Consider the following 17,894-nt stretch of genomic DNA (forward strand, 5'->3'; position numbering starts at 1 on the left):
GCTCCGGATCGCTTCGCTGTGCTGGCAATGACGGGGTCTTACACGTCCAGATTGGCGACGTTCAGCGCATTGTCCTGGATGAACTCGCGCCGCGGTTCGACGACTTCGCCCATCAGCTGGGTGAAGATCATGTCGGCCGCCGACACGTCGTCGCTGGTGACGCGCAGCATCGTGCGGTTCGACGGGTCGAGCGTCGTTTCCCACAATTGCTCGGCGTTCATCTCGCCCAGCCCCTTGTAGCGCTGGATCGCCAGCCCCTTCCGGCCGGAGGCGAGGATCGCGTCGAGCAGCTGCGATGGCCGGGCGACGAGGCTTTCGCCGCGCGCGACGGTGGTGGTGACGCTGCCGATCTGGCCTTCCCCCTCCGGCGTCGGCTCGGCCTCTTCGGCCGCGGCGGCGGCGCCCTTCAGTGGCACCAGCTTGCCCGCGGCGACGAAGCTCTCGGCCTGTTCGTTCGCCAGCGTGTGGAGCTTGCGCGCCTCGGCACTGGCGAGGAAGGTCGATTCGACGATGTGGTGATCGGTGACGCCGCGCCACAGCCGTTCGAAGTGGATGCCGCCGTCCTCGGTCAGGCGGGCGGTCCAGCGGGCCTCCTCGTCGCCCGATTCGAGCCGCCGCGTCACCTCGGCCACGGTCGCCGCGCGCTGTTCGCGCGTGAACGTCGGGTCGAGCGCGCCGCCCAGCGCCAGCACCTCGATGATGACCGGGTCGTAGCGCCGCGGCACGTAGCGCATCAGCGTGCGCATGCGCCGGGCATGGTCGAGCAGGCTCTTCAGGTCCGCCCCCGACCGATGGCCGCTCGGCGCCTCGAACACCATCGACGACACGCCGGCATCGACCAGATATTCGTCGAGCGCGCTATCGTCCTTCAGATACACCTCCGACCGGCCCTTGGTCGCCTTGTACAACGGCGGCTGTGCGATGAAGAGGTGGCCGCGCTCGATCAGCTCGGGCATCTGGCGATAGAAGAAGGTCAGCAGCAGCGTGCGGATATGCGCGCCGTCGACGTCGGCGTCGGTCATGATGACGATCTTGTGGTAGCGCAGCTTGTCGGCGTTGAAGTCGTCGCGGCCGATGCCGGTGCCCATCGCCTGGATCAGCGTGCCAATCTCGCGGCTGGAGATCATCCGGTCGAAGCGCGCGCGCTCGGTGTTGAGGATCTTGCCGCGCAGCGGCAGGATCGCCTGGAAATGGCGGTCGCGGCCCTGTTTCGCCGAGCCGCCGGCCGAATCGCCCTCGACCAGGAACAGCTCGGACTTGGCCGGATCCTTCTCCTGGCAATCCGCCAGCTTGCCGGGCAGGGAGGCGATGTCCATCACGCCCTTGCGCCGGGTCAGCTCGCGCGCCTTCTTCGCGGCCTCGCGCGCGGCGGCAGCGTCGATCACCTTGCCGACGATCGACTTGCCGTGCGCGGGATTTTCCTCGAGCCATTCGGCGAGCTTGTCCGCCATCAGCGATTCCAGCGGCTGGCGCACCTCGGACGAGACGAGCTTGTCCTTGGTCTGGCTGCTGAACTTGGGGTCGGGCAGCTTGACCGAGACGATCGCGGTCAGCCCCTCGCGCATGTCGTCGCCGGTCAGCGTCACCTTCTCCTTCTTCAGGAGCCCCGACTTTTCAGCGTAATTGTTGAGCGTGCGGGTCAGCGCGGCGCGGAACGCCGCCATGTGTGTGCCGCCGTCGCGCTGGGGGATGTTGTTGGTGAAGGCGAGGACGTTCTCGTAATAGCTGTCGTTCCATTCGAGCGCGACGTCCATCGTCACGTCGTCGCGGGTGCCGTTGATCGCGATCGGCTCCGGGAACAGCGGCGTCTTGGCGCGATCGAGCCACTTCACGAACGCGGCGATGCCGCCCTCGTAATAGAGTTCCACCGTCTTGGGTTCGTCGTGGCGCGCGTCGGTGAGGAACAGGCGGACGCCGGAATTGAGGAACGCCAGCTCGCGATAGCGATGCTCGAGCTTGTCGAAATCGAATTCGGTGATCTTGAACGTGGCGGGCGAGGGCAGGAAGGTGACGCGCGTCCCTTTCTGGCCGGGTTCTGCCGGGCCGACGATTTTCAGGGGTGCGACCGCATCGCCGAAGGCGAAGCGCATGTAATGCTCCTCGCCGTCGCGCCAGATCGTCAGGTCGAGGAATTCGGACAGGGCGTTGACCACCGAGACGCCGACGCCGTGCAGGCCGCCCGACACCTTGTAGGCATTGTCGTCGCTGGTGTTTTCGAACTTACCGCCGGCGTGGAGCTGGGTCATGATGACCTCTGCCGCGGACACGCCCTCTTCGGGGTGGATGCCGGTCGGGATGCCGCGGCCGTTGTCGGTGACGCTGACCGATCCGTCGGCGTTCAGCTGGATGTCGATCCGGTCGCAATGGCCGGCGAGCGCCTCGTCGATCGCATTGTCGCTGACCTCGAACACCATGTGGTGGAGGCCCGATCCGTCGTCGGTATCGCCGATATACATGCCCGGACGCTTGCGCACGGCGTCGAGGCCCTTCAGCACCTTGATCGACGAGGCGCCGTAATCGTTCGTATTCTGGGGTTCTGCCATGACGATTATATAGGCAGCAGGTGGCCGGAACGGAAGCGAAATGGGCGCCGGCGCCAGAAACCCTCCCCCGCCGCGGCAGGGGAGGGGAAGCGGTTCAATAGCGCGCGAATTCGGTCGCGCGGCGGCCGAGCAACGTCACCTCGACCCGGCGGTTCTGGCGCATGCCCGCCGCGGTGGCGTTGGTCGCGACCGGATTCGCCTCGCCATGGCCCGCCACGCTGAAGCGCGCGCGGGTGACGCCCATCGCGTCGAACGCCGCGCGGACGCTGGCGGCGCGGCGTTCGGACAGGTCCTGGTTGTGCGCGTCGCTGCCGCGCGAGTCGGTGAAGCCGTCGATCGACACCCGTACGCCGCCGTTGGAACGGAGATAGCCCGCGAGCGGCCGCAGCCGGTCGATCGCGCCGGGCCGGAGCACGTCGCTGTCGGTGGCGAACAGCACGTCCTCCGACAGGGTCAGCGTCGCGCCGCGCGGGGTCTGGCGGAAGCCGTAATCGTGCATCGCGCGGCGATCCCACTGGCCCGGCACGATGGTGCGCGTCTCGACCACGACGGTGCGGTCGCGCGCGTCCCAGTCGAAGCCGTCGCGGCGGCCGCCGGCGATCTGCGCGAACACGCCATTGGCGTCCGCGGCCTCGCGCGGCGAGATGCGGCCGTCGCGGTTGCGGTCGAAGTTGCGCATCACGAAGGCGCGACCCCGCGGGGTGGCGCGCAATTCGGGATAGAGGCCGGGAACGCCGGCGCCGACCAGTCGATAGGCGCGGTCGCCGGGGCGGCCGCCGCTCCAGTCCCAGCGGTCCTGCGCGAGCGCCGGCGTCGCGATCGCGGTGAGGGCCGTTGCGGCAATGACCAAGGATTTCATCATTCTACTCTCCATACCCCGCCCGATCGCGGTGGCATGGCGCGGTCGGCTTGAACCGCTTGTGACCCGCGTCGACAGCCGAGGTTCAGCCGAGCGCGACCCGCGTCGCGTCCCCGCCGATGTCGGCGAACAGCGCCGGCTCGGTCCCGGTCATCCACACCTGGCCATGGCCCGACAGCCGCGCGAACAGCGCCGCGCGCCGGACCGGATCGAGATGCGCGGCGACCTCGTCGAGCAGCAGCACGGGGGCGTGGCCGGTGCGCTGCGCGACCAGTTCGGCATGCGCGAGGACGATGCCGAGCAGCAGCGCCTTCTGCTCCCCGGTCGAGGCGAGCGCCGCCGCCTGCCCCTTGCCGAGGTGGGTGACGGCGAGGTCGGCGCGGTGCGGCCCGGCGAGCGCGCGCCCCGCCGCACCGTCGCGCGCGCGGTTCTGGCGCAGCTCGGCGAGCAGGCGATCGCTGTCGCCGCTCCAGCCCTCCAGCGTCAGCGCGGCGCGGGCGAAGGGCCCCTCCGGCGCATCCGCCAGGCGCGCGCCGAGCAGCGTGACCGCGCTGCGCCGCGCGGCTTCGATCGCGCCGCCGTGATCGGCCATCTGGGTTTCAAGCGCGGTCAGCCAGTCGGGGTCGGCTGGCTCATCCGCGGCGAGCAGCCGGTTGCGCGCGCGCATCGCCGCTTCGTAGCGGGCAGCGTGATGCGCGTGGCCGGGTTCGAGCGCGAGGGTGAGGCGGTCGAGGAACCGGCGGCGTTCGCCCGCGGGCTCGACGAACAGGCGGTCCATCGCCGGCGTCAGCCACAGAACGGTCAGCCATTCGGCGAGCGTGTTGGCGGTGGCGGCGGCGCCCTGGACGCGGACCTGCCGGCGTTCGGGAACAGGCGCGATCGTGCCGGTGGCGATCTCGACGTCGCCAGCCGCGGCGGCGAGCGTGGCGGCGATGCCGAAGCCGCCGGGACCGTCCTGACGCTGCATGTCCGACAATGCGGCGCGACGCAGGCCGCGGCCGGGGGCGAGCAGCGAGACGGCCTCGAGCACGTTGGTCTTGCCGGCGCCATTCTCACCGGTCAGCACGACGAAGCCGGGGCCGGGTGCCAGCACCAGACCCGCGTGGTTGCGGAAATCGGTGAGGCGAAGGCGCGACAGCATTGCAGTCGCGCCTAGCAGGAAGTCGGGCGGTTAGGCGAGGGCGGCCTTTGCCTGCGCGGCTTCCTTTTGCGCCGAGGCATAAGAGGCGAGTCGCGCGCCCAATACCGCCTGCGCCTGCCGGTAGGCGACCGGATCGGCGATCCGCAGCCGGGCGCGGGCGGCATCGATCGGTTCGTGCATCAGCGCCTCGTAATCCTCGCCGAGCAGCCAGGCGGCACGCTTGCCGTTGCGATAGCCTTCGCGCACCGCCCGGGCGAACAGCGTGCCGCCGGTCGCGCGCAGCGATTTTAGCGCCGCGCCGCCGGCGATGAACGCCCAGCCGAGGCCCCGCGTCTGCGCATAGGAAAAGGCGACGAGACAGGCCTCGCCCATCGTCTCGTCCGCCTTGTAGCCGGTGAGGACGTGCCAGATGTCGTGCACGTCCCGGGTGCGCCGGCCCATCCAGGCATAAGGGTGGTAGACATCGGTTTCGGATGGATCGAGGCGGCTGACCTCGACCAGCCCGTCCGCCGAATAGCCGGTGGTGTCGAGGAAGTCGCGATAGGCCGCGCCGACGGTGCCGGGCGCGAATCCGGCGACCCAGTCGCGATCGGAGAAACGCGGCGCCAATTCGGTCCGTTGATAGGCGATCCGCCCGCCGTCGCTCGTCGCGATCAGCCGCGCATAGCCGTTGGCGGTGTCGCCGACGTTGAGCGAGCGCATGATGCGGAACACCTGCGTCGTGTCGTCGCCGTTGGCGAGCAGCTTGCGCAACGCATCGAAGGCGGTGCGCCACGCGCGCTTGCCGCTGGTGCCGGGGAACGGAGGAAGCTTCGCCATCGCACGATTCCTTACTGACAATGGTGTCAGTATATGGCTATGCGGAGGACGTTGCAACCGTTCCGGAAGGGCGCGCCGGCAGGATGGTGACCGCATTTCCCGAAGGCGGCGAACGACTTGCCTGACGCCGGGCGGCGAACATGCTATCGTCCGCCATGGCCGCGTCGCGCCTTTCCTGCCTTGCTTTCCTGCTGCTGTCGGCGGCGTCGGCGGCGCAGCGTGTCGAGCGCCCGCCTGTCCCTGCGATCACGCCGGGCGAGGCGACGATCGACGACACGCTGGAGATCGCGGGCGACAGCGTCGCCGGCGAACAGGTCGAAACCCGCATGGCGGTGGACGTGGCGATCGACGGTCGCGGGCCGTTCCGGTTCGTGGTCGACAGCGGTGCCGATCGGACGGTGATCGGCGAGCGGCTGGCGCTGGCATTGCGCCTGCCGCCGGGACGGGCGGTGACGCTGCACGGCATGGCGGGCGCGAGCCGGCGCGAAACCGCGCTGATCGCGCGGCTGACGGTCGGCGGCAGCGTGGTGGAGGATGTCGCCGCGCCGATGCTGTCGGAACGCCATCTGGGCGCGCGCGGGCTGCTCGGCATCGACGCCTTGCGCGGCCGGCGGCTGATGCTCGATTTCGAGCGGCAGGCGATCACGATCGAGGATACGCGGCGGCCGGTGAAGGCCAGCGCCGACGAGATCGTCGTCACCGCGCGCCAGCGGGGCGGGCAGTTGATCCTGACGCAGGCGCGCGCCGGCGGGGTGCGCATCCGCGCCGTGGTCGACACCGGATCGCAGCTGACGATCGGCAATCTCGCGCTGCGCGACGCGCTGTTCCGCCGTCGCAAGCCGCCGGTGATGACGCCCGCGACGCTGGTCAGCGTGACCGGCGAGACGATGGTCGTGCCGATGGGGATCGTGCCGGAGCTGCGGATCGGCGGGATCGTGATGTCGCATGTGCCGGTGGCGTTCGCCGACCTGCCGCCGTTCGCGCTGTTCGGGCTGGCGGAGACGCCGGCGATGATGCTCGGCACCGACCTGATGGGCAATTTCCGTCGCGTGTCGCTCGATTTCGGGGCGAAGAAGGTGCGCTTCCAGTTGCGCCGCTGCCGCGCGGCGGGCGTCGTCGTCGGGTCGCGGCCGTTCCGTCTGCGTGACGAGGCGCCCGGCGGCGCCTGTCCGGTGCGCTGACCCGGCACGGCGATACCGGGCGGGACGCGGGCGGAACCCGGTCCGGCGCCGCACCGTTGGACCAGTCCTGCGCAGCAACCGGGACATAAGATCATGAATTACAAGAATATCGGTTTCGGCCTCGGTGCCTTCGCAGCCGGCGCGGTGGCGTGGACCGCAGCGACGGCGGCCTTCGGGCCGAAGCCCGGATCGCGCCATCCCGCGTCCAACGATCGGAACGACGGGACAGCGACGCCGACCGGCATGGCGGAACGCGAGAAGGGGTTCGTCGAGCGGCCCGGCAATCCGGCGGCGGAGCATGTGCCGACCGACCTGATGGGCGACAGCCACCCCGGCAACGACACCCGCGCGGTCGAGGCGTTCCGGCCCGATCCGACGGCGGTGCCGAGCGAGGCCGAGAAGGAGTCGCTGCGGCCTGCGACGGGGCCGGCGCCGACGCTGGTGGCGGATCGGGGCAGCGGCTTCGGCGACGGGGCGGGCGCCGCCTGATATCGCACGGGGGCGCACGCAACCAAATGGCCGCGCCGGACATTCACGCGGCATTGATGGATGTTAGGAGAGTCCGATGCGCGCACCCCTGATCGCGGCCATGGCCGCTGCGGCCACCCTGGCCGGCTGCTCGACCTATGGCACCGACAGCCGGTATCGCGGCTATTCCTCCTATGACTACAACCGCGTCGATCCCGCCTATAACGGCTATTACGCCGACCGTTATTACGTCGACGGCCCGCGCTATCGCGAACGCCGCCTGTCGACGCGCGACCGCGTCTATCGCGGCGAGAACGGCCAATATTATTGCCGGCGCAACGACGGCACCACCGGACTGATCGTCGGCGGCGTCGCGGGCGGCGTGCTCGGCAACATCATCGCGCCGGGTGGCTCGGGCCTGCTCGGCACGCTTCTAGGCGGTGCGGCGGGTGCGGCCGTCGGCCGGTCGGTCGACCGCAACAATGTGCGCTGCCGCTAGGCACGCCGGGTATCCGCGCAAGTCGCTGCGATTCGTGGCGATTTGTGCGGATGCGCCGTTTTTCTTGCGGCGGGTCGGATCGTCGTTAAGCATCGCTGCGACCGTCCTTTCCGCCGGAGCTCCGATGCGCCTGACCCTTGCCGCCGCCCTGTTGCTCAGCTCCGTCGCCCCCGCGGCGGCGCAGACCATCCGCCAATATGGCGCGCTGGCGATCGCGCCCGCGGGCGATCGGATCGCAACGATCGAGAGCGGTGCCGGCCATGGCGTGGTCACCGTGCGCAGCGTCGCCGACGGCCACGTGCTGCGTACGATCGACCCATGCGGCACCTGCACCTATTCGGGCCTGACCTTCGCTCCCAATGGCGATCTGGCGTTCCTGATCCGCGACGGCGCGGCTGGCAACGTCCGCCTCGCTTATGCCGATGCGCGTACGACCCGGACGATCGCGACCATCGCGGGAATCGCGCAAACGCCGCGCGTGTCGCCCGACGGTACGCGGATCGCGCTGCTGGTGACGCTGGGCGCGGCGAAGGAATCGGGCGCGACGCAGGCGGGCGTGCGCATGGTCGGCGAGATCGGCGAGAGGAACGACGAGCAGCGGCTCGCGGTGTTCGACATTGCGCGGCCCGCGACCGTGGTGACGCCGCTGTCGCCGGCCGGTCGCTACGTCTACGAATATGACTGGACGCCGGACGGGCGCGGCTTCGTCGCGACGACGGCGCTCGGCAATGGCGACAACAATTGGTGGGTGGCAACGCTCGATGCGATCGACGCGCGGACCGGCGCGGTGCGCGCGATCGCGCGACCGGCGACGCAGATCAACCAGCCGCGCGTGTCGCCGGACGGGCGCAGCGTCGCCTATGTCGGCGGGTTGATGAGCGATTTCGGAGCGATCGGCGGCGACGTCTTTACCGTGGCGCTGGCGGGTGGGACGCCGCGCAACGTCACCGCGGGGGCGAAATCGACGGTCACCACGATCGACTGGACCACGGGTGGATTGCGGACGGTGACGCTGGCGGGCGATCAGGTGCAGTTTGGCACGCTGACGCCGGGGCGTCCGGTCGCGCCCGGCTTCGCGAAACCGGCGAGCGCCAGCGCGGGCGACGGGCGCGCGGTCTTTTCCGCCGACGGCCGGATCGCGGCGGCGGTGGTGCAGGATTACGACCATGCGCCGGCGATCTACGCCGGGCCGATCGACGCGGTGCGCCAGATCACCCACGACAACGATGCCGCCCCGGCGCTCGCCACCGTGCGCAGCATCAGCTGGACGAACGAGGGCTATGACGTGCAGGGCTGGCTGCTTGCGCCGCGCGTCGCGCCCGCGGGCAAGGCGCCGATGATCACCATCGTCCACGGCGGGCCGTCGTCGGCCTCCTCGCCCGCCTATCTGTACCCGACCTCGCTCAACGCGGCGCTGGTCAAGGCCGGCTATTACGTGTTCCTGCCCAACCCACGTGGCAGCTACGGGCAGGGTGAGGCGTTCACCGCCGCCAACCGGCGCGATTTCGGCGGCGGCGACCTGCGCGACATCCTCGCCGGGATCGACGCCGTCGAGCGGGTCGCGCCGGTCGACGACGCGCGGCTCGGGCTCGGCGGATGCAGCTATGGCGGGTTCATGGCGATGTGGGCGAACACGCAGACGAACCGGTTCAAGGGGATCGTCGCCGGTGCCGGCCTGTCGAACTGGGTCAGCTATTACGGCACCAACGGCATCGACCAGTGGATGCTGCCGTTCTTCGGGCGCTCGATGTACGACGACATGAAGGCCTATGAGGCGGTGTCGGCGATCTACCGGGCGAAGACGGCACAGACGCCGACCTTCATCTATGTCGGCGAACGCGACATCGAGGTGCCGCCGACCCAGTCGATCGAATGGTGGCATGCGCTGAAGGATCGGGGCGTGCCGGTCAGCCTCGTAATCTATCCCGACGCCGGCCATTGCGTCACCGGCGCGGAGCAATCGGCGGACGTGCGCCAGCGGGCGATCGCGTGGTTCGACAAATATGTGAAGGCGGCGAAATAGGCGCTGCGTTCAGAAGAGCGGCTTGCCCGAATCCTTCCATTTGTCGAGCACGACGGAGGCGGGCGGCAGCGTGTCCGGTACCGGCGGCTGCGGCGGGGCGGGGGTGCCGGCGGGGGCGACCGGCAGCGGCGCGACCGTGGCGATCAGCGTCGGCGACGCCGCTACCGGCGGCGCGATCGGCGGGGTGTGCGGGCCGGGAACGGGCTCGCCGCCGCGATAGGGTTGGCGGAAGGCGGTGCGGGTGCCCCAATAGCCCTTCCACCGGTGGAACAGGTGGGCGCCGACGACGTCGGTCATCACCAGGCCGCGATTCCACGCCGGCGTCACCGCATAGGTATGGTAATGCGTCGCGAGCCCGACCGGCGCGTAGACGTAGCCCGCGAGCGCCATCGCCGCGGTGCGTGCGGCGCGCGCCCAGCCGGCGCGGGCGGGGATCCGCGCCATCGCGCCGTCGCAGGCGAAGCTGAACTGGCAACCGGCCCGCTCCGACCCCTGATAGACGACGCCGCAGACCGTCGCGGGAAAGGCGGGGTGGCGGACGCGATTGAGGATCACCTGCGCGACCGCGGACTGGCCGGCGTCGGGCTCCGACGCGGCTTCGTAATAGATCGCCGCGGTCAGGCATTCGAGCGCGCGGGCGCGGTCGACGGCGGCGGACGCCTTGACGGAGAAGGGCGCGGCGACGCCGGCATCGGCGCGCATCGCGGCGGTGGCCGCGGCGGCGGAGACGGGCAGCGCGGGCAGGGCGATGGTGCCGGTCACCCCCTGCGCCGGGGCGGCAGTGGCGTCGTCCCGTCCCACGGCGACGGCGGCGTAGAGCAGCGCCGCGCCGGGGAAGTGATCCTCCGCCTCATAGCCGGCGGGGGCGGGCAGCGGCGGGATGCCGTCGTCGCGATGCGCGGCGATCGCGCGCCATGCGCCCTGCGCTGCGAGCGCGATCGCCAGCGCGAGGCCGAGCGTCACCAGCGCCGCCCACACGCGCGTCATCGTCCGGATCGTTCGCATCGGCACCCGCATGGCGCGGCTATAGCCGATGCGCGGCGCATCGTCCGCCGCGGTTTCGCGCCCGTCCCGCGGCGGGACGAGCGGCCACGCCGTTAGGAGGTCCGGCCGTCCCGCAACGCGCGCTCGCCCTCGAACATATAGTCGCGGGTGATCGGCAGTTCGGTGCGGCTGCGGCTGAACTGGATCTGGTAATTGACCAGCCCGCCATTCTCGAACGCATTGGCCGCGCCGGCGAGGTAGAAGGTCCACATCCGGTAGAAGCGCTCGTCGTACAGCGCGACGATCGCATCGCGCGCCGCAAGGGTGCGGGCGTACCATTCGTGCAGCGTATAGGCGTAATGCAGTCGCAGCACCTCGACGTCGGTGAGGAACAGCTTCAACCCCTCGAACGCCTGCATCACCTCCGACAAAGCGGGATTGTAGCCGCCCGGGAAGATGTATTTCGTCGTCCAGTCGTCGGTGACGCTGGGCGGCCCCAGCCGGCCGATCGTATGGAGCAGCATCACGCCGTCGGGCGTCAGCAGGTCGCGGCATTTGCGGAAGAAGGTGCGGTATTGCGGCGGGCCGACATGTTCGAACATGCCGACCGAGACGATGCGGTCGAACCGGCCCTCGACGCGGCGATAGTCGATCAGTTCGAACCGGACCATGTCGTCCACGCCGGCCGCGGCGGCGCGTTCGCGCGCGATCTTGAGCTGTTCCTCGGACAGGGTGACGCCGAGTACCTCGACGCCGAAATGCCGGTTGAGGTACAACGCCATGCCGCCCCAGCCGCAGCCGATGTCGAGCACGCGCATGCCGGGATGCAGCGCCAGCTTGGCGGCGATATGCGCCAGCTTGTCGGTTTGCGCCTGTTCCAGCGGATTGTCGGGGCTGGTGTAATAGGCGCAGCTATATTGTTTGTCGGCGTCGAGGAACAGGTCGTAGAGCCGCGCCGACAGGTCGTAATGGTGCGCGACGTTGCGCTTCGACCGGCGCTCCATGTTGATGCGGTCGAGCCGGTGCTTCACCGCGCCCAGGCCCTGGACGAAGGTGGAGGGCTTCAGCGCATTCTGTCCGCGCTCCCACGCGCTGTTGCGCTTGAGCAGGCGGACGAGGCCCATGATGTCGTCGCCGTCGACGGTCAGCCGTCCGTCCATGTACATCTCGCCCGCCGCCAGCGCGGGGTTGCGGACGATGCGGCCCGCCACGCCATTATCGGCGAAGCGGATGGTGACGTGGCCATTGTCGGGATCGGGCGTGCCGAAGGTGGCGGGCGGTTTGCCGGGACGATGGAGGGTGAGTTGGCCACGCTTCACGGCGCGGCTGAGGAAGATGTCGATCAGCGCCATGTGGCCGCTCTACTGTCCTAGATGCCGGCATACCAATCGTAATCGACATTGTCCTCCCAATAGCCGCCCTTGCCCTTGCCGATGCCGGCGAGGGTTTCGACCGCGTCGATGCCGGTGACGTACTTGGCGTGTTTGTACCCCAGTTGTCGCTCGACGCGGAGGCGGACGGGGGCGCCGTGCGGCACGGTCAGGCGCGCGCCGTTCATCTTCAGCGCGAGGATCGTCTGCGGGTGGAACGCGTCGATCGTGTCGATCGATTCGTAATAGGGCTGGCCGTTGTAGAGGTCGGCGCAGGTGAAGACGACGTAGCGCGCGGTGCTGCGCATCCCCGCCGCCTTCAGCACGGTGCCGAGCAGCGGGCCCTGCCAGGCGCCGATCGCGCTCCACCCCTCGACGCAATCGTGACGGGTGATCTGCCGGCGCGCTGGCATCGCTGCAAGCTGCGCGAGGCTCAGCGACAGCGGCCGGTCGACGAGGCCGCCGACGCGCAGGCGGTAATCGGCGAATCCGTTGGCGACCATCGCGGCATAGGCGGGGGTGCCGGGATCGCGCGTGCCGTTGGCGCGGAAGATCGGCGACATCTGTTCGGGCGTGAATTCGGGGGCGAGCGCACCCCGGTCCATCAGCGCGCGTTGCAGGCCGCGGTGCATGTCTTCGCCCGCGAACAGGATCTTGCGCGCTTGCGGGATGGCGGCGACCCGCTCGCAGCCGGCGAGCAGCAGCCCGGCGCTGCCGGTGATGAGGGTGCGGCGGGCGATGATCACGATTTCGGCACCTTCCACCGGCCGGTTATCATCGATCGCAGTTCGTTGCCCGCGCCGGCAAGGATGACGAGCGTCAGATGGACGACGACGAAGCCGCCGATCGCGGCACAGGTGACGAAGTGGATCGAGCGCGCCGACTGCCGGCCGCCGAACAGGTCGAGCAGCCAAGGCCAGGCCGCGTTCATGCCCGGCGACAGCGCGAGCCCGGTCAGGATCATCAGCGGCAGCATGACGAAGATCGTCAGGATGTAGCTCCATTTCTGCAGGCTGTTGTACGCGCCGGGATCGTCGGCATCGTGGAAGCGGAAGTCGAGGTGCGCGCGCACGTCGCGCGCCAGATGCGCGGCGCTGACGTCGGCGCGGGTCAGCGCGAGCTTGCGCCGGACATGCCCGTTGGCGAGGCTGGCGATCAGGAAGCCGAGCAGGCCGAAGGCGAGCACCAGCGCGAACAGCAGGTGCCAGCGTCGCGAGATGGCGAGATTGTAGTTTGCTGGAATCGTGATCCACGCCGGGAAGCGCGGCAATTGCGCCCAGGCATGGTCGAAGTTCGCGCCATAGCGCCCCCAATAGAGCCGCGGATGCGCGTTCGAGATGCCGAGGCCGCTGCCGATCAGCACGAAGATCGCGACGGCGTTGATCCAGTGCCAGATCCGCGTCGCCAGCGCATGGCGAAAGATCGACGTACCGGGCGCTATTGGGTCCATCCCGACTTTGTAGCAGTTATGTGCGCATGACCGAATGGCATTTCTACGAACCGCGCGACGGCCACGGCCTTCCGCACGACCCCCTCAACGCGATGGTGGCGCCGCGCCCGATCGGCTGGATCAGCACCCTGTCGGCGGACGGCGTGCGCAACATCGCGCCCTACAGCTTCTTCAACCTGCTGAACTACACGCCGCCGCTGATCGGCTTTTCGAGCATGGGGTGGAAGGACAGCGTCGCCAATATCGACGCGACCGGCGAATTCGTCTGGAGCCTGGCGACGCGCGATCTGGCGGAGGCGATGAACGCGACCTCGGCGAGCGTGGCGGCCGACGTCGACGAATTCGGGCTGGCGGGTCTGGCGACCGAACCGTCGCGGCTGGTCGCGCCGCAGCGGGTGGCGGCGAGCCCGGTCAGCTTCGAATGCCGGCTGACGCAGCTGATCCGGCTGACCGACCGGCATGGCGCGCAGCTCGACCAGTATCTGGTGATCGGCGAGGCGGTCGGCATCCACATCGATACCGCGATGCTGGAGGACGGAATCTACCAGACCGCGCGGGCCCGCCCGATCCTGCGCGGCGGCGGCCCGGCCGATTATTTCGAGGTGACGCCGGATACGCTGTTCCGGATGCGCCGACCGGGCTAGGCGTAGGCCCGCCAGAAAAACACCGCGGTGGTGACGATCGTCACCAGCAGTGTCCAGCCGCGGATGATGCCCGGCGACAGGCGGCGGCCGACCAGCGCGCCGAGATAGCCGCCCGCGATCGATCCGATCATCATCGGCACGCACAGCGTCCAGGCGACCATGCCGCTCGCGACGAACACGATCGTCGCCGCGGTGTTGGCGACGGCGAGCATCAGCGTGCGCGGCGCGGCGAGCGCGGCGGGGGTCGCGCCGGTCAGCAATCCCCACATCGCGGTTAGCATCATGCCGACGCCGCCGCCGAAATAGCCGCCATAGATGCCGAGCAGCGCCTGCCCCGCGACGAGGCTGCGCGGGCCGGCGGCGAAGCGCGCGCTCAGCCAGTCCGAGGCATGGCGGCCGAGCGCGATGGCGATCGTCGCGGCGAGGAGCAGCCAGGGGACGATCACGTCGAACGCGCTCGCCGGCGTCCAGGCGAGCAGCAGGCTGCCGGCGAGGCCGCCCATGAAGGTGATGCCCGCCAGCGTCCGCACGCCGACGCCGCCGATCGGCGCCAGGCCGGCGCGATAGGCCCAGGCGCTGGCGACCGCGCCGGGCTGGACCGCGACGTTGCTGGTGGCGTTGGCGACGGTGGAGGGCAGGCCAAGCGCGATCAGCGTGGGCATGGTCGCGAACGACCCGCCGCCCGCGAGCGCGTTCATCGCCCCGCCCAGCATCCCCGCACCCGCCGCCAGCGCGAGCGCAGCGGGATCAGCCAAGCGCGGCCATCTTCTCGTCCGCCTCGCGGTCCATCTGCGCGCGGCTCTTCTTTTCCGCGGCGGTCTTCAGCTGGCCGCAGGCGGCATCGATGTCGCGCCCGCGCGGCGCGCGAACGGGCGCGGAAATCCCGCCCTCGAAGATGATGTCGCTGAACCGGCGCACGCGCTCCGGCGTCGAAGTGTCGTAGGGCGCACCCGGCCAGGGGTTGAACGGGATCAGATTGACCTTGGCGGGCAGCTTGTATTTGCGCAGCAGGCGGACGAGTTCGTGCGCCTCTTCGTCCGAATCGTTCTTGTCCTTCAGCATCACATATTCGAACGTGATGCGGCGCGCGTTGTTGGCGCCCGGGTAATCGGCGCAGGCCTGCAGCAGTTCCTCGATGCCGTATTTCTTGTTGAGCGGCACGATCTCGTCGCGCACCTCCTTGGTCACCGCGTGCAGCGAGACGGCGAGGTTGACGCCGATCTCCTCGCCGGCGCGCGCCATCATCGGCACGACGCCGCTGGTCGACAGCGTGATGCGGCGCTTCGACAGCGCGAGGCCGTCGCCGTCCATCACCAGCTTCAACGCGTCGCGGACCGCATCGAAATTGTAGAGCGGTTCACCCATGCCCATCATCACGATGTTGGTGAGCATGCGCCCCTCGGGCTGGCTCGGCCATTCGCCGAGCGCGTCGCGGGCGAGCATGACCTGGCCGACGATCTCGCCCGCGGTGAGGTTGCGGACGAGGCGCATCGTGCCGGTGTGGCAGAAGCGGCAGTTGAGCGTGCAGCCGACTTGGCTCGAGACGCAGAGCGTGCCGCGATCCGCGTCGGGGATGAACACCGCTTCGTAATCCTGCCCGTCGGGCGAGCGCAGCAGCCATTTGCGCGTGCCGTCGGTCGACACCTGCGCCTCGATCACCTCGGGCCGGCCGATGACGAAGCGTTCCTCCAGCCACGGATGCATGGTCTTGGAGATATCACTCATCGCCGAGAATTCGGTCGCGCCGCGATTGTAGAGCCAGTGCCAGATCTGCTTGGCGCGCAGCTTCGCCTGGCGCAGCTCCATGCCGGCGTCGAGCAGGGCCGCGCGCAGTTCGTCCTTGCCGAGGCCGATCAGGTCGATCCGGCCGTCCTCGCGAAAGGTCTTGGCGCGGGGAACCGGCACAGGGTCGATGTGGCCTGGAATGGGCATGGGTGGGGCAACGCTGTCGAGCATTGGTGGTATATAGCCGAAAACGGGCCGGCTTTCCATCCCGTCGGTATGCGAGCCCCTAGCGCACACAGCCCAGCGCCGCCGCATCGATCGCGGTCGCGGCGCCGGCGAGCAGGTAGACGTCGGCGAAGGGGCGGCCGCCGGCGCCGACCGCCTCGACGCTCATGCTGCGGCCGGAACGCAGGGCGGCGGCGATCGCGCGGTCGCTGGGGGCGTCGGCGGCCCAGGCGTCGAGGCCGTTGGCGGCGAGTTCGAAGCGGCGCTCGCCGACGGTCAGCGTGACGGGGGCGGAGCGGTCCCGCTCGCGCGACAGGCGGACGTGGAGCGAGGACCGCAGGCCGCGGCCCGGCCAGCTGGCGACGCTCGCCCAGCCGCCGCTGCGCCCGCCCGCGGCGACCGGGCGGGCGATCGCGTAGCAGCGGGCCGGTGCCGCGTCGCGAAAGGCGCCCCAGCTCCGGTAGACGCCGATCGTCTCGCGCCCCGGCGCGGGCGCCGCGGCCAGCAGGGCGGCGAGCAGCACGATCACGCGGGGGCGTGCCCCGTGCCGAGGTGCGCGACCGATTCGACCCCGCCGGCGATCCGCACCAGCGATCCCTGCGGCAGGCCGGCGGCGATCGGCGCGCCCCATTCGGGATGCACGCCCGCGCCGGTCATCATGCCGCGCAGCACGCGGCTGGAAATGCCGTGGCTGATGACCAGCCGGTCGCCCGCATCCCCGTCGGTATCCGCCAGCCAGCCGCCGACACGCGCCGCGATCTGGCGGTAATCCTCGCCATCGGCGGCGGGGCGGAGCAGCCCCTCGGGCGTCACCACCGGCCCGACCTCGTCGACGACGTCGACATAATAGCGCCCGCCCCAGCTGCCCATGCCGATCTCGACCAGCCGTGCGTCGGTCTGCGCGGCGTGCCAGTCGAGCTCGAGATGCTCGGCGATCACCGCGAGCGTCTGCAGCGCGCGGCCGGTGGGGGAGGCCCAGAGGGTCAGCGCGGGTTTGACCCCGAGCAGGTCGCGCAAGGCCCGGCCGATCTCCCCCGCCTGCGCGAAGCCGGCGCGGGTCAGCGGCGTGTGCGGATGGTCGCCCTGCAGCCGGCCCGCGGCGTTGAAGACGGTCTCGCCGTGGCGGGCGATGAAGTCACGGCCCTTGCGGACGGGGGGGATGGGCTGGGTCATGCCCGCCGGTGTCGGGTCGCTGTGGCGCAAAAGCAACGGTTTTCCGTGTTTAGCTGAGGTTCATGCAACGCCCCGGGGCTTGGGCCATTGGAGCCGTCCGCCCCCGCGTTCCTGGGGCAGCATATGGAGTAGCTCATGCGTACACTCATTCTCGCCGCGCTCGCCACGACCGCGTTCGCCACCCCCGCCCTGGCCCAGACCACCGGCGCGCCGTTCACCGGCCTGCGCATCGAGGGCGTCGCCGGCTATGATGCGCTGAAGGATGGCCACGATCAGGATTCGAGCTCGAGCGACGGCATCGTCTATGGCGGCGCGGTCGGCTATGACGTGCAGCTCAACAATTTGATCGTCGGCGGCGAAGGCGAGCTGACCGGCTCAACTACCGATACGCGCACCGACAATCTGGTCGTCGCGGGCGATCGCTTGCGCGTCGATGCCGGGCGCGACATCTATGTCGGCGGACGCGTCGGCTTCGTGCTCAACCCGTCGACGATGGCCTATGCCAAGGCCGGCTACACCAATGCCCGCGTCGATGCGCGCTACGACCTCGGCAACACGCGGACCAGCGACCATGTCGATCTCGACGGCCTGCGGCTCGGCGCGGGGCTGGAGCATCAGATCGGCGCGAAGACCTATGTGAAGGGCGAATATCGCTATTCGCATTACGGCAAGGCCGACAGCTTCGACATCGACGCCGACCGGCACCAGCTGGTCGCGGGCGTCGGCATGCGCTTCTGACGGGAGAGGCGGTGCCGGCCCGGCGCAGTCGCGACGCCGCGCTTCGGCGCAC

Annotated in this window: 18 protein-coding genes; 6 read left to right on the forward strand and 12 right to left on the reverse strand. The window is 69.9% G+C overall.

Annotation, left to right across the window (positions count from 1 at the left end; all coding sequences use genetic code 11):
- Nucleotides 1–38: 38 nt before the first annotated feature.
- The 4 genes from gyrB to AC1RTO_RS09735 all read right to left on the reverse strand — a co-directional run bounded on the left by gyrB (nucleotide 39) and on the right by AC1RTO_RS09735 (nucleotide 5,362).
- Nucleotides 39–2,543 carry a DNA topoisomerase (ATP-hydrolyzing) subunit B gene (gene gyrB / locus AC1RTO_RS09720; RefSeq protein ID WP_493160666.1) on the reverse strand — a complete coding sequence of 835 codons (2,505 nt, stop codon included), beginning with the start codon at nucleotides 2,541–2,543 and terminating at the stop codon, nucleotides 39–41.
- A 94-nt stretch (nucleotides 2,544–2,637) separates the two neighbouring features.
- A complete protein-coding gene (locus AC1RTO_RS09725) occupies nucleotides 2,638–3,405 on the reverse strand; it encodes an OmpA family protein (RefSeq protein WP_493160667.1) in 768 nt (255 codons plus the stop codon).
- A gap of 82 nt (nucleotides 3,406–3,487) precedes the next feature.
- The gene (recF, locus tag AC1RTO_RS09730; RefSeq protein ID WP_493160668.1) at nucleotides 3,488–4,543 is read right to left on the reverse strand and encodes a DNA replication/repair protein RecF; all 1,056 of its coding nucleotides are present in this window, start codon (nucleotides 4,541–4,543) and stop codon (nucleotides 3,488–3,490) included.
- Between the two features lie 30 nt (nucleotides 4,544–4,573).
- Nucleotides 4,574–5,362: a Coq4 family protein gene (locus AC1RTO_RS09735; protein WP_493160669.1), complete on the reverse strand. Its 789-nt coding sequence runs from the start codon at nucleotides 5,360–5,362 to the stop codon at nucleotides 4,574–4,576.
- Between the two features lie 155 nt (nucleotides 5,363–5,517).
- Between AC1RTO_RS09735 and AC1RTO_RS09740 the strand changes: the two genes are divergently transcribed.
- The 4 genes from AC1RTO_RS09740 to AC1RTO_RS09755 all read left to right on the forward strand — a co-directional run bounded on the left by AC1RTO_RS09740 (nucleotide 5,518) and on the right by AC1RTO_RS09755 (nucleotide 9,533).
- Nucleotides 5,518–6,543 (forward strand): retroviral-like aspartic protease family protein, encoded by a 1,026-nt coding sequence (locus tag AC1RTO_RS09740; RefSeq protein WP_493160670.1) that lies wholly within the window; start codon nucleotides 5,518–5,520, stop codon nucleotides 6,541–6,543.
- A gap of 93 nt (nucleotides 6,544–6,636) precedes the next feature.
- Nucleotides 6,637–7,032, forward strand: coding sequence for a hypothetical protein (locus AC1RTO_RS09745; RefSeq protein ID WP_493160671.1), 396 nt, complete (start codon nucleotides 6,637–6,639; stop codon nucleotides 7,030–7,032).
- Nucleotides 7,033–7,108: 76 nt separating this feature from the next.
- Nucleotides 7,109–7,510, forward strand: a complete 402-nt coding sequence (locus tag AC1RTO_RS09750) for a glycine zipper 2TM domain-containing protein (protein ID WP_493160672.1) — start codon at nucleotides 7,109–7,111, stop codon at nucleotides 7,508–7,510.
- 124 nt (nucleotides 7,511–7,634) lie between these two features.
- Entirely contained in the window at nucleotides 7,635–9,533 is a 1,899-nt protein-coding gene (locus tag AC1RTO_RS09755; RefSeq protein WP_493160673.1) for a S9 family peptidase, read from the forward strand.
- A 9-nt stretch (nucleotides 9,534–9,542) separates the two neighbouring features.
- Here AC1RTO_RS09755 and AC1RTO_RS09760 read toward each other — a convergent pair whose 3' ends face one another.
- The 4 genes from AC1RTO_RS09760 to AC1RTO_RS09775 form a co-directional block, all read right to left on the reverse strand.
- Nucleotides 9,543–10,550, reverse strand: a complete 1,008-nt coding sequence (locus tag AC1RTO_RS09760) for a cell wall hydrolase (protein WP_493160674.1) — start codon at nucleotides 10,548–10,550, stop codon at nucleotides 9,543–9,545.
- An 80-nt stretch (nucleotides 10,551–10,630) separates the two neighbouring features.
- On the reverse strand, nucleotides 10,631–11,869 hold the full coding sequence (locus tag AC1RTO_RS09765) for a class I SAM-dependent methyltransferase (protein ID WP_493160675.1): 1,239 nt from the start codon (nucleotides 11,867–11,869) through the stop codon (nucleotides 10,631–10,633).
- 17 nt (nucleotides 11,870–11,886) lie between these two features.
- Complete coding sequence (locus AC1RTO_RS09770; protein WP_493160676.1) at nucleotides 11,887–12,633, reverse strand: molybdopterin-dependent oxidoreductase; 747 nt, start codon at nucleotides 12,631–12,633, stop codon at nucleotides 11,887–11,889.
- Nucleotides 12,630–13,337 carry a cytochrome b/b6 domain-containing protein gene (locus AC1RTO_RS09775; RefSeq protein ID WP_493160677.1) on the reverse strand — a complete coding sequence of 236 codons (708 nt, stop codon included), beginning with the start codon at nucleotides 13,335–13,337 and terminating at the stop codon, nucleotides 12,630–12,632. Before AC1RTO_RS09775 ends, AC1RTO_RS09770 begins: the two co-directional genes overlap by 4 nt.
- A 26-nt stretch (nucleotides 13,338–13,363) precedes the next feature.
- Between AC1RTO_RS09775 and AC1RTO_RS09780 the strand changes: the two genes are divergently transcribed.
- Nucleotides 13,364–13,981 carry a flavin reductase family protein gene (locus AC1RTO_RS09780; RefSeq protein ID WP_493160678.1) on the forward strand — a complete coding sequence of 206 codons (618 nt, stop codon included), beginning with the start codon at nucleotides 13,364–13,366 and terminating at the stop codon, nucleotides 13,979–13,981.
- On the opposite strand, the gene AC1RTO_RS09785 is transcribed toward AC1RTO_RS09780, so the two are convergent.
- The 4 genes from AC1RTO_RS09785 to AC1RTO_RS09800 all read right to left on the reverse strand — a co-directional run bounded on the left by AC1RTO_RS09785 (nucleotide 13,978) and on the right by AC1RTO_RS09800 (nucleotide 17,104).
- Nucleotides 13,978–14,736: a sulfite exporter TauE/SafE family protein gene (locus tag AC1RTO_RS09785; RefSeq protein WP_493160679.1), complete on the reverse strand. Its 759-nt coding sequence runs from the start codon at nucleotides 14,734–14,736 to the stop codon at nucleotides 13,978–13,980. The two genes, AC1RTO_RS09780 and AC1RTO_RS09785, sit on opposite strands and share 4 nt — an antisense overlap.
- The gene (gene rlmN, locus AC1RTO_RS09790) at nucleotides 14,729–15,913 is read right to left on the reverse strand and encodes a dual-specificity RNA methyltransferase RlmN (RefSeq protein ID WP_493160680.1); all 1,185 of its coding nucleotides are present in this window, start codon (nucleotides 15,911–15,913) and stop codon (nucleotides 14,729–14,731) included. The genes AC1RTO_RS09785 and rlmN overlap by 8 nt, the downstream gene beginning before the upstream one ends.
- A gap of 79 nt (nucleotides 15,914–15,992) precedes the next feature.
- Nucleotides 15,993–16,460: a hypothetical protein gene (locus AC1RTO_RS09795; protein WP_493160681.1), complete on the reverse strand. Its 468-nt coding sequence runs from the start codon at nucleotides 16,458–16,460 to the stop codon at nucleotides 15,993–15,995.
- A complete protein-coding gene (locus tag AC1RTO_RS09800; protein WP_493160682.1) occupies nucleotides 16,457–17,104 on the reverse strand; it encodes a histidine phosphatase family protein in 648 nt (215 codons plus the stop codon). Before AC1RTO_RS09800 ends, AC1RTO_RS09795 begins: the two co-directional genes overlap by 4 nt.
- Nucleotides 17,105–17,239: 135 nt before the next feature.
- Between AC1RTO_RS09800 and AC1RTO_RS09805 the strand changes: the two genes are divergently transcribed.
- Nucleotides 17,240–17,842 (forward strand): outer membrane protein, encoded by a 603-nt coding sequence (locus AC1RTO_RS09805; protein WP_493160683.1) that lies wholly within the window; start codon nucleotides 17,240–17,242, stop codon nucleotides 17,840–17,842.
- Nucleotides 17,843–17,894: the final 52 nt, after the last annotated feature.

This window comes from Sphingomonas sp. GW821-FHT10F09, from assembly GCF_058809195.1.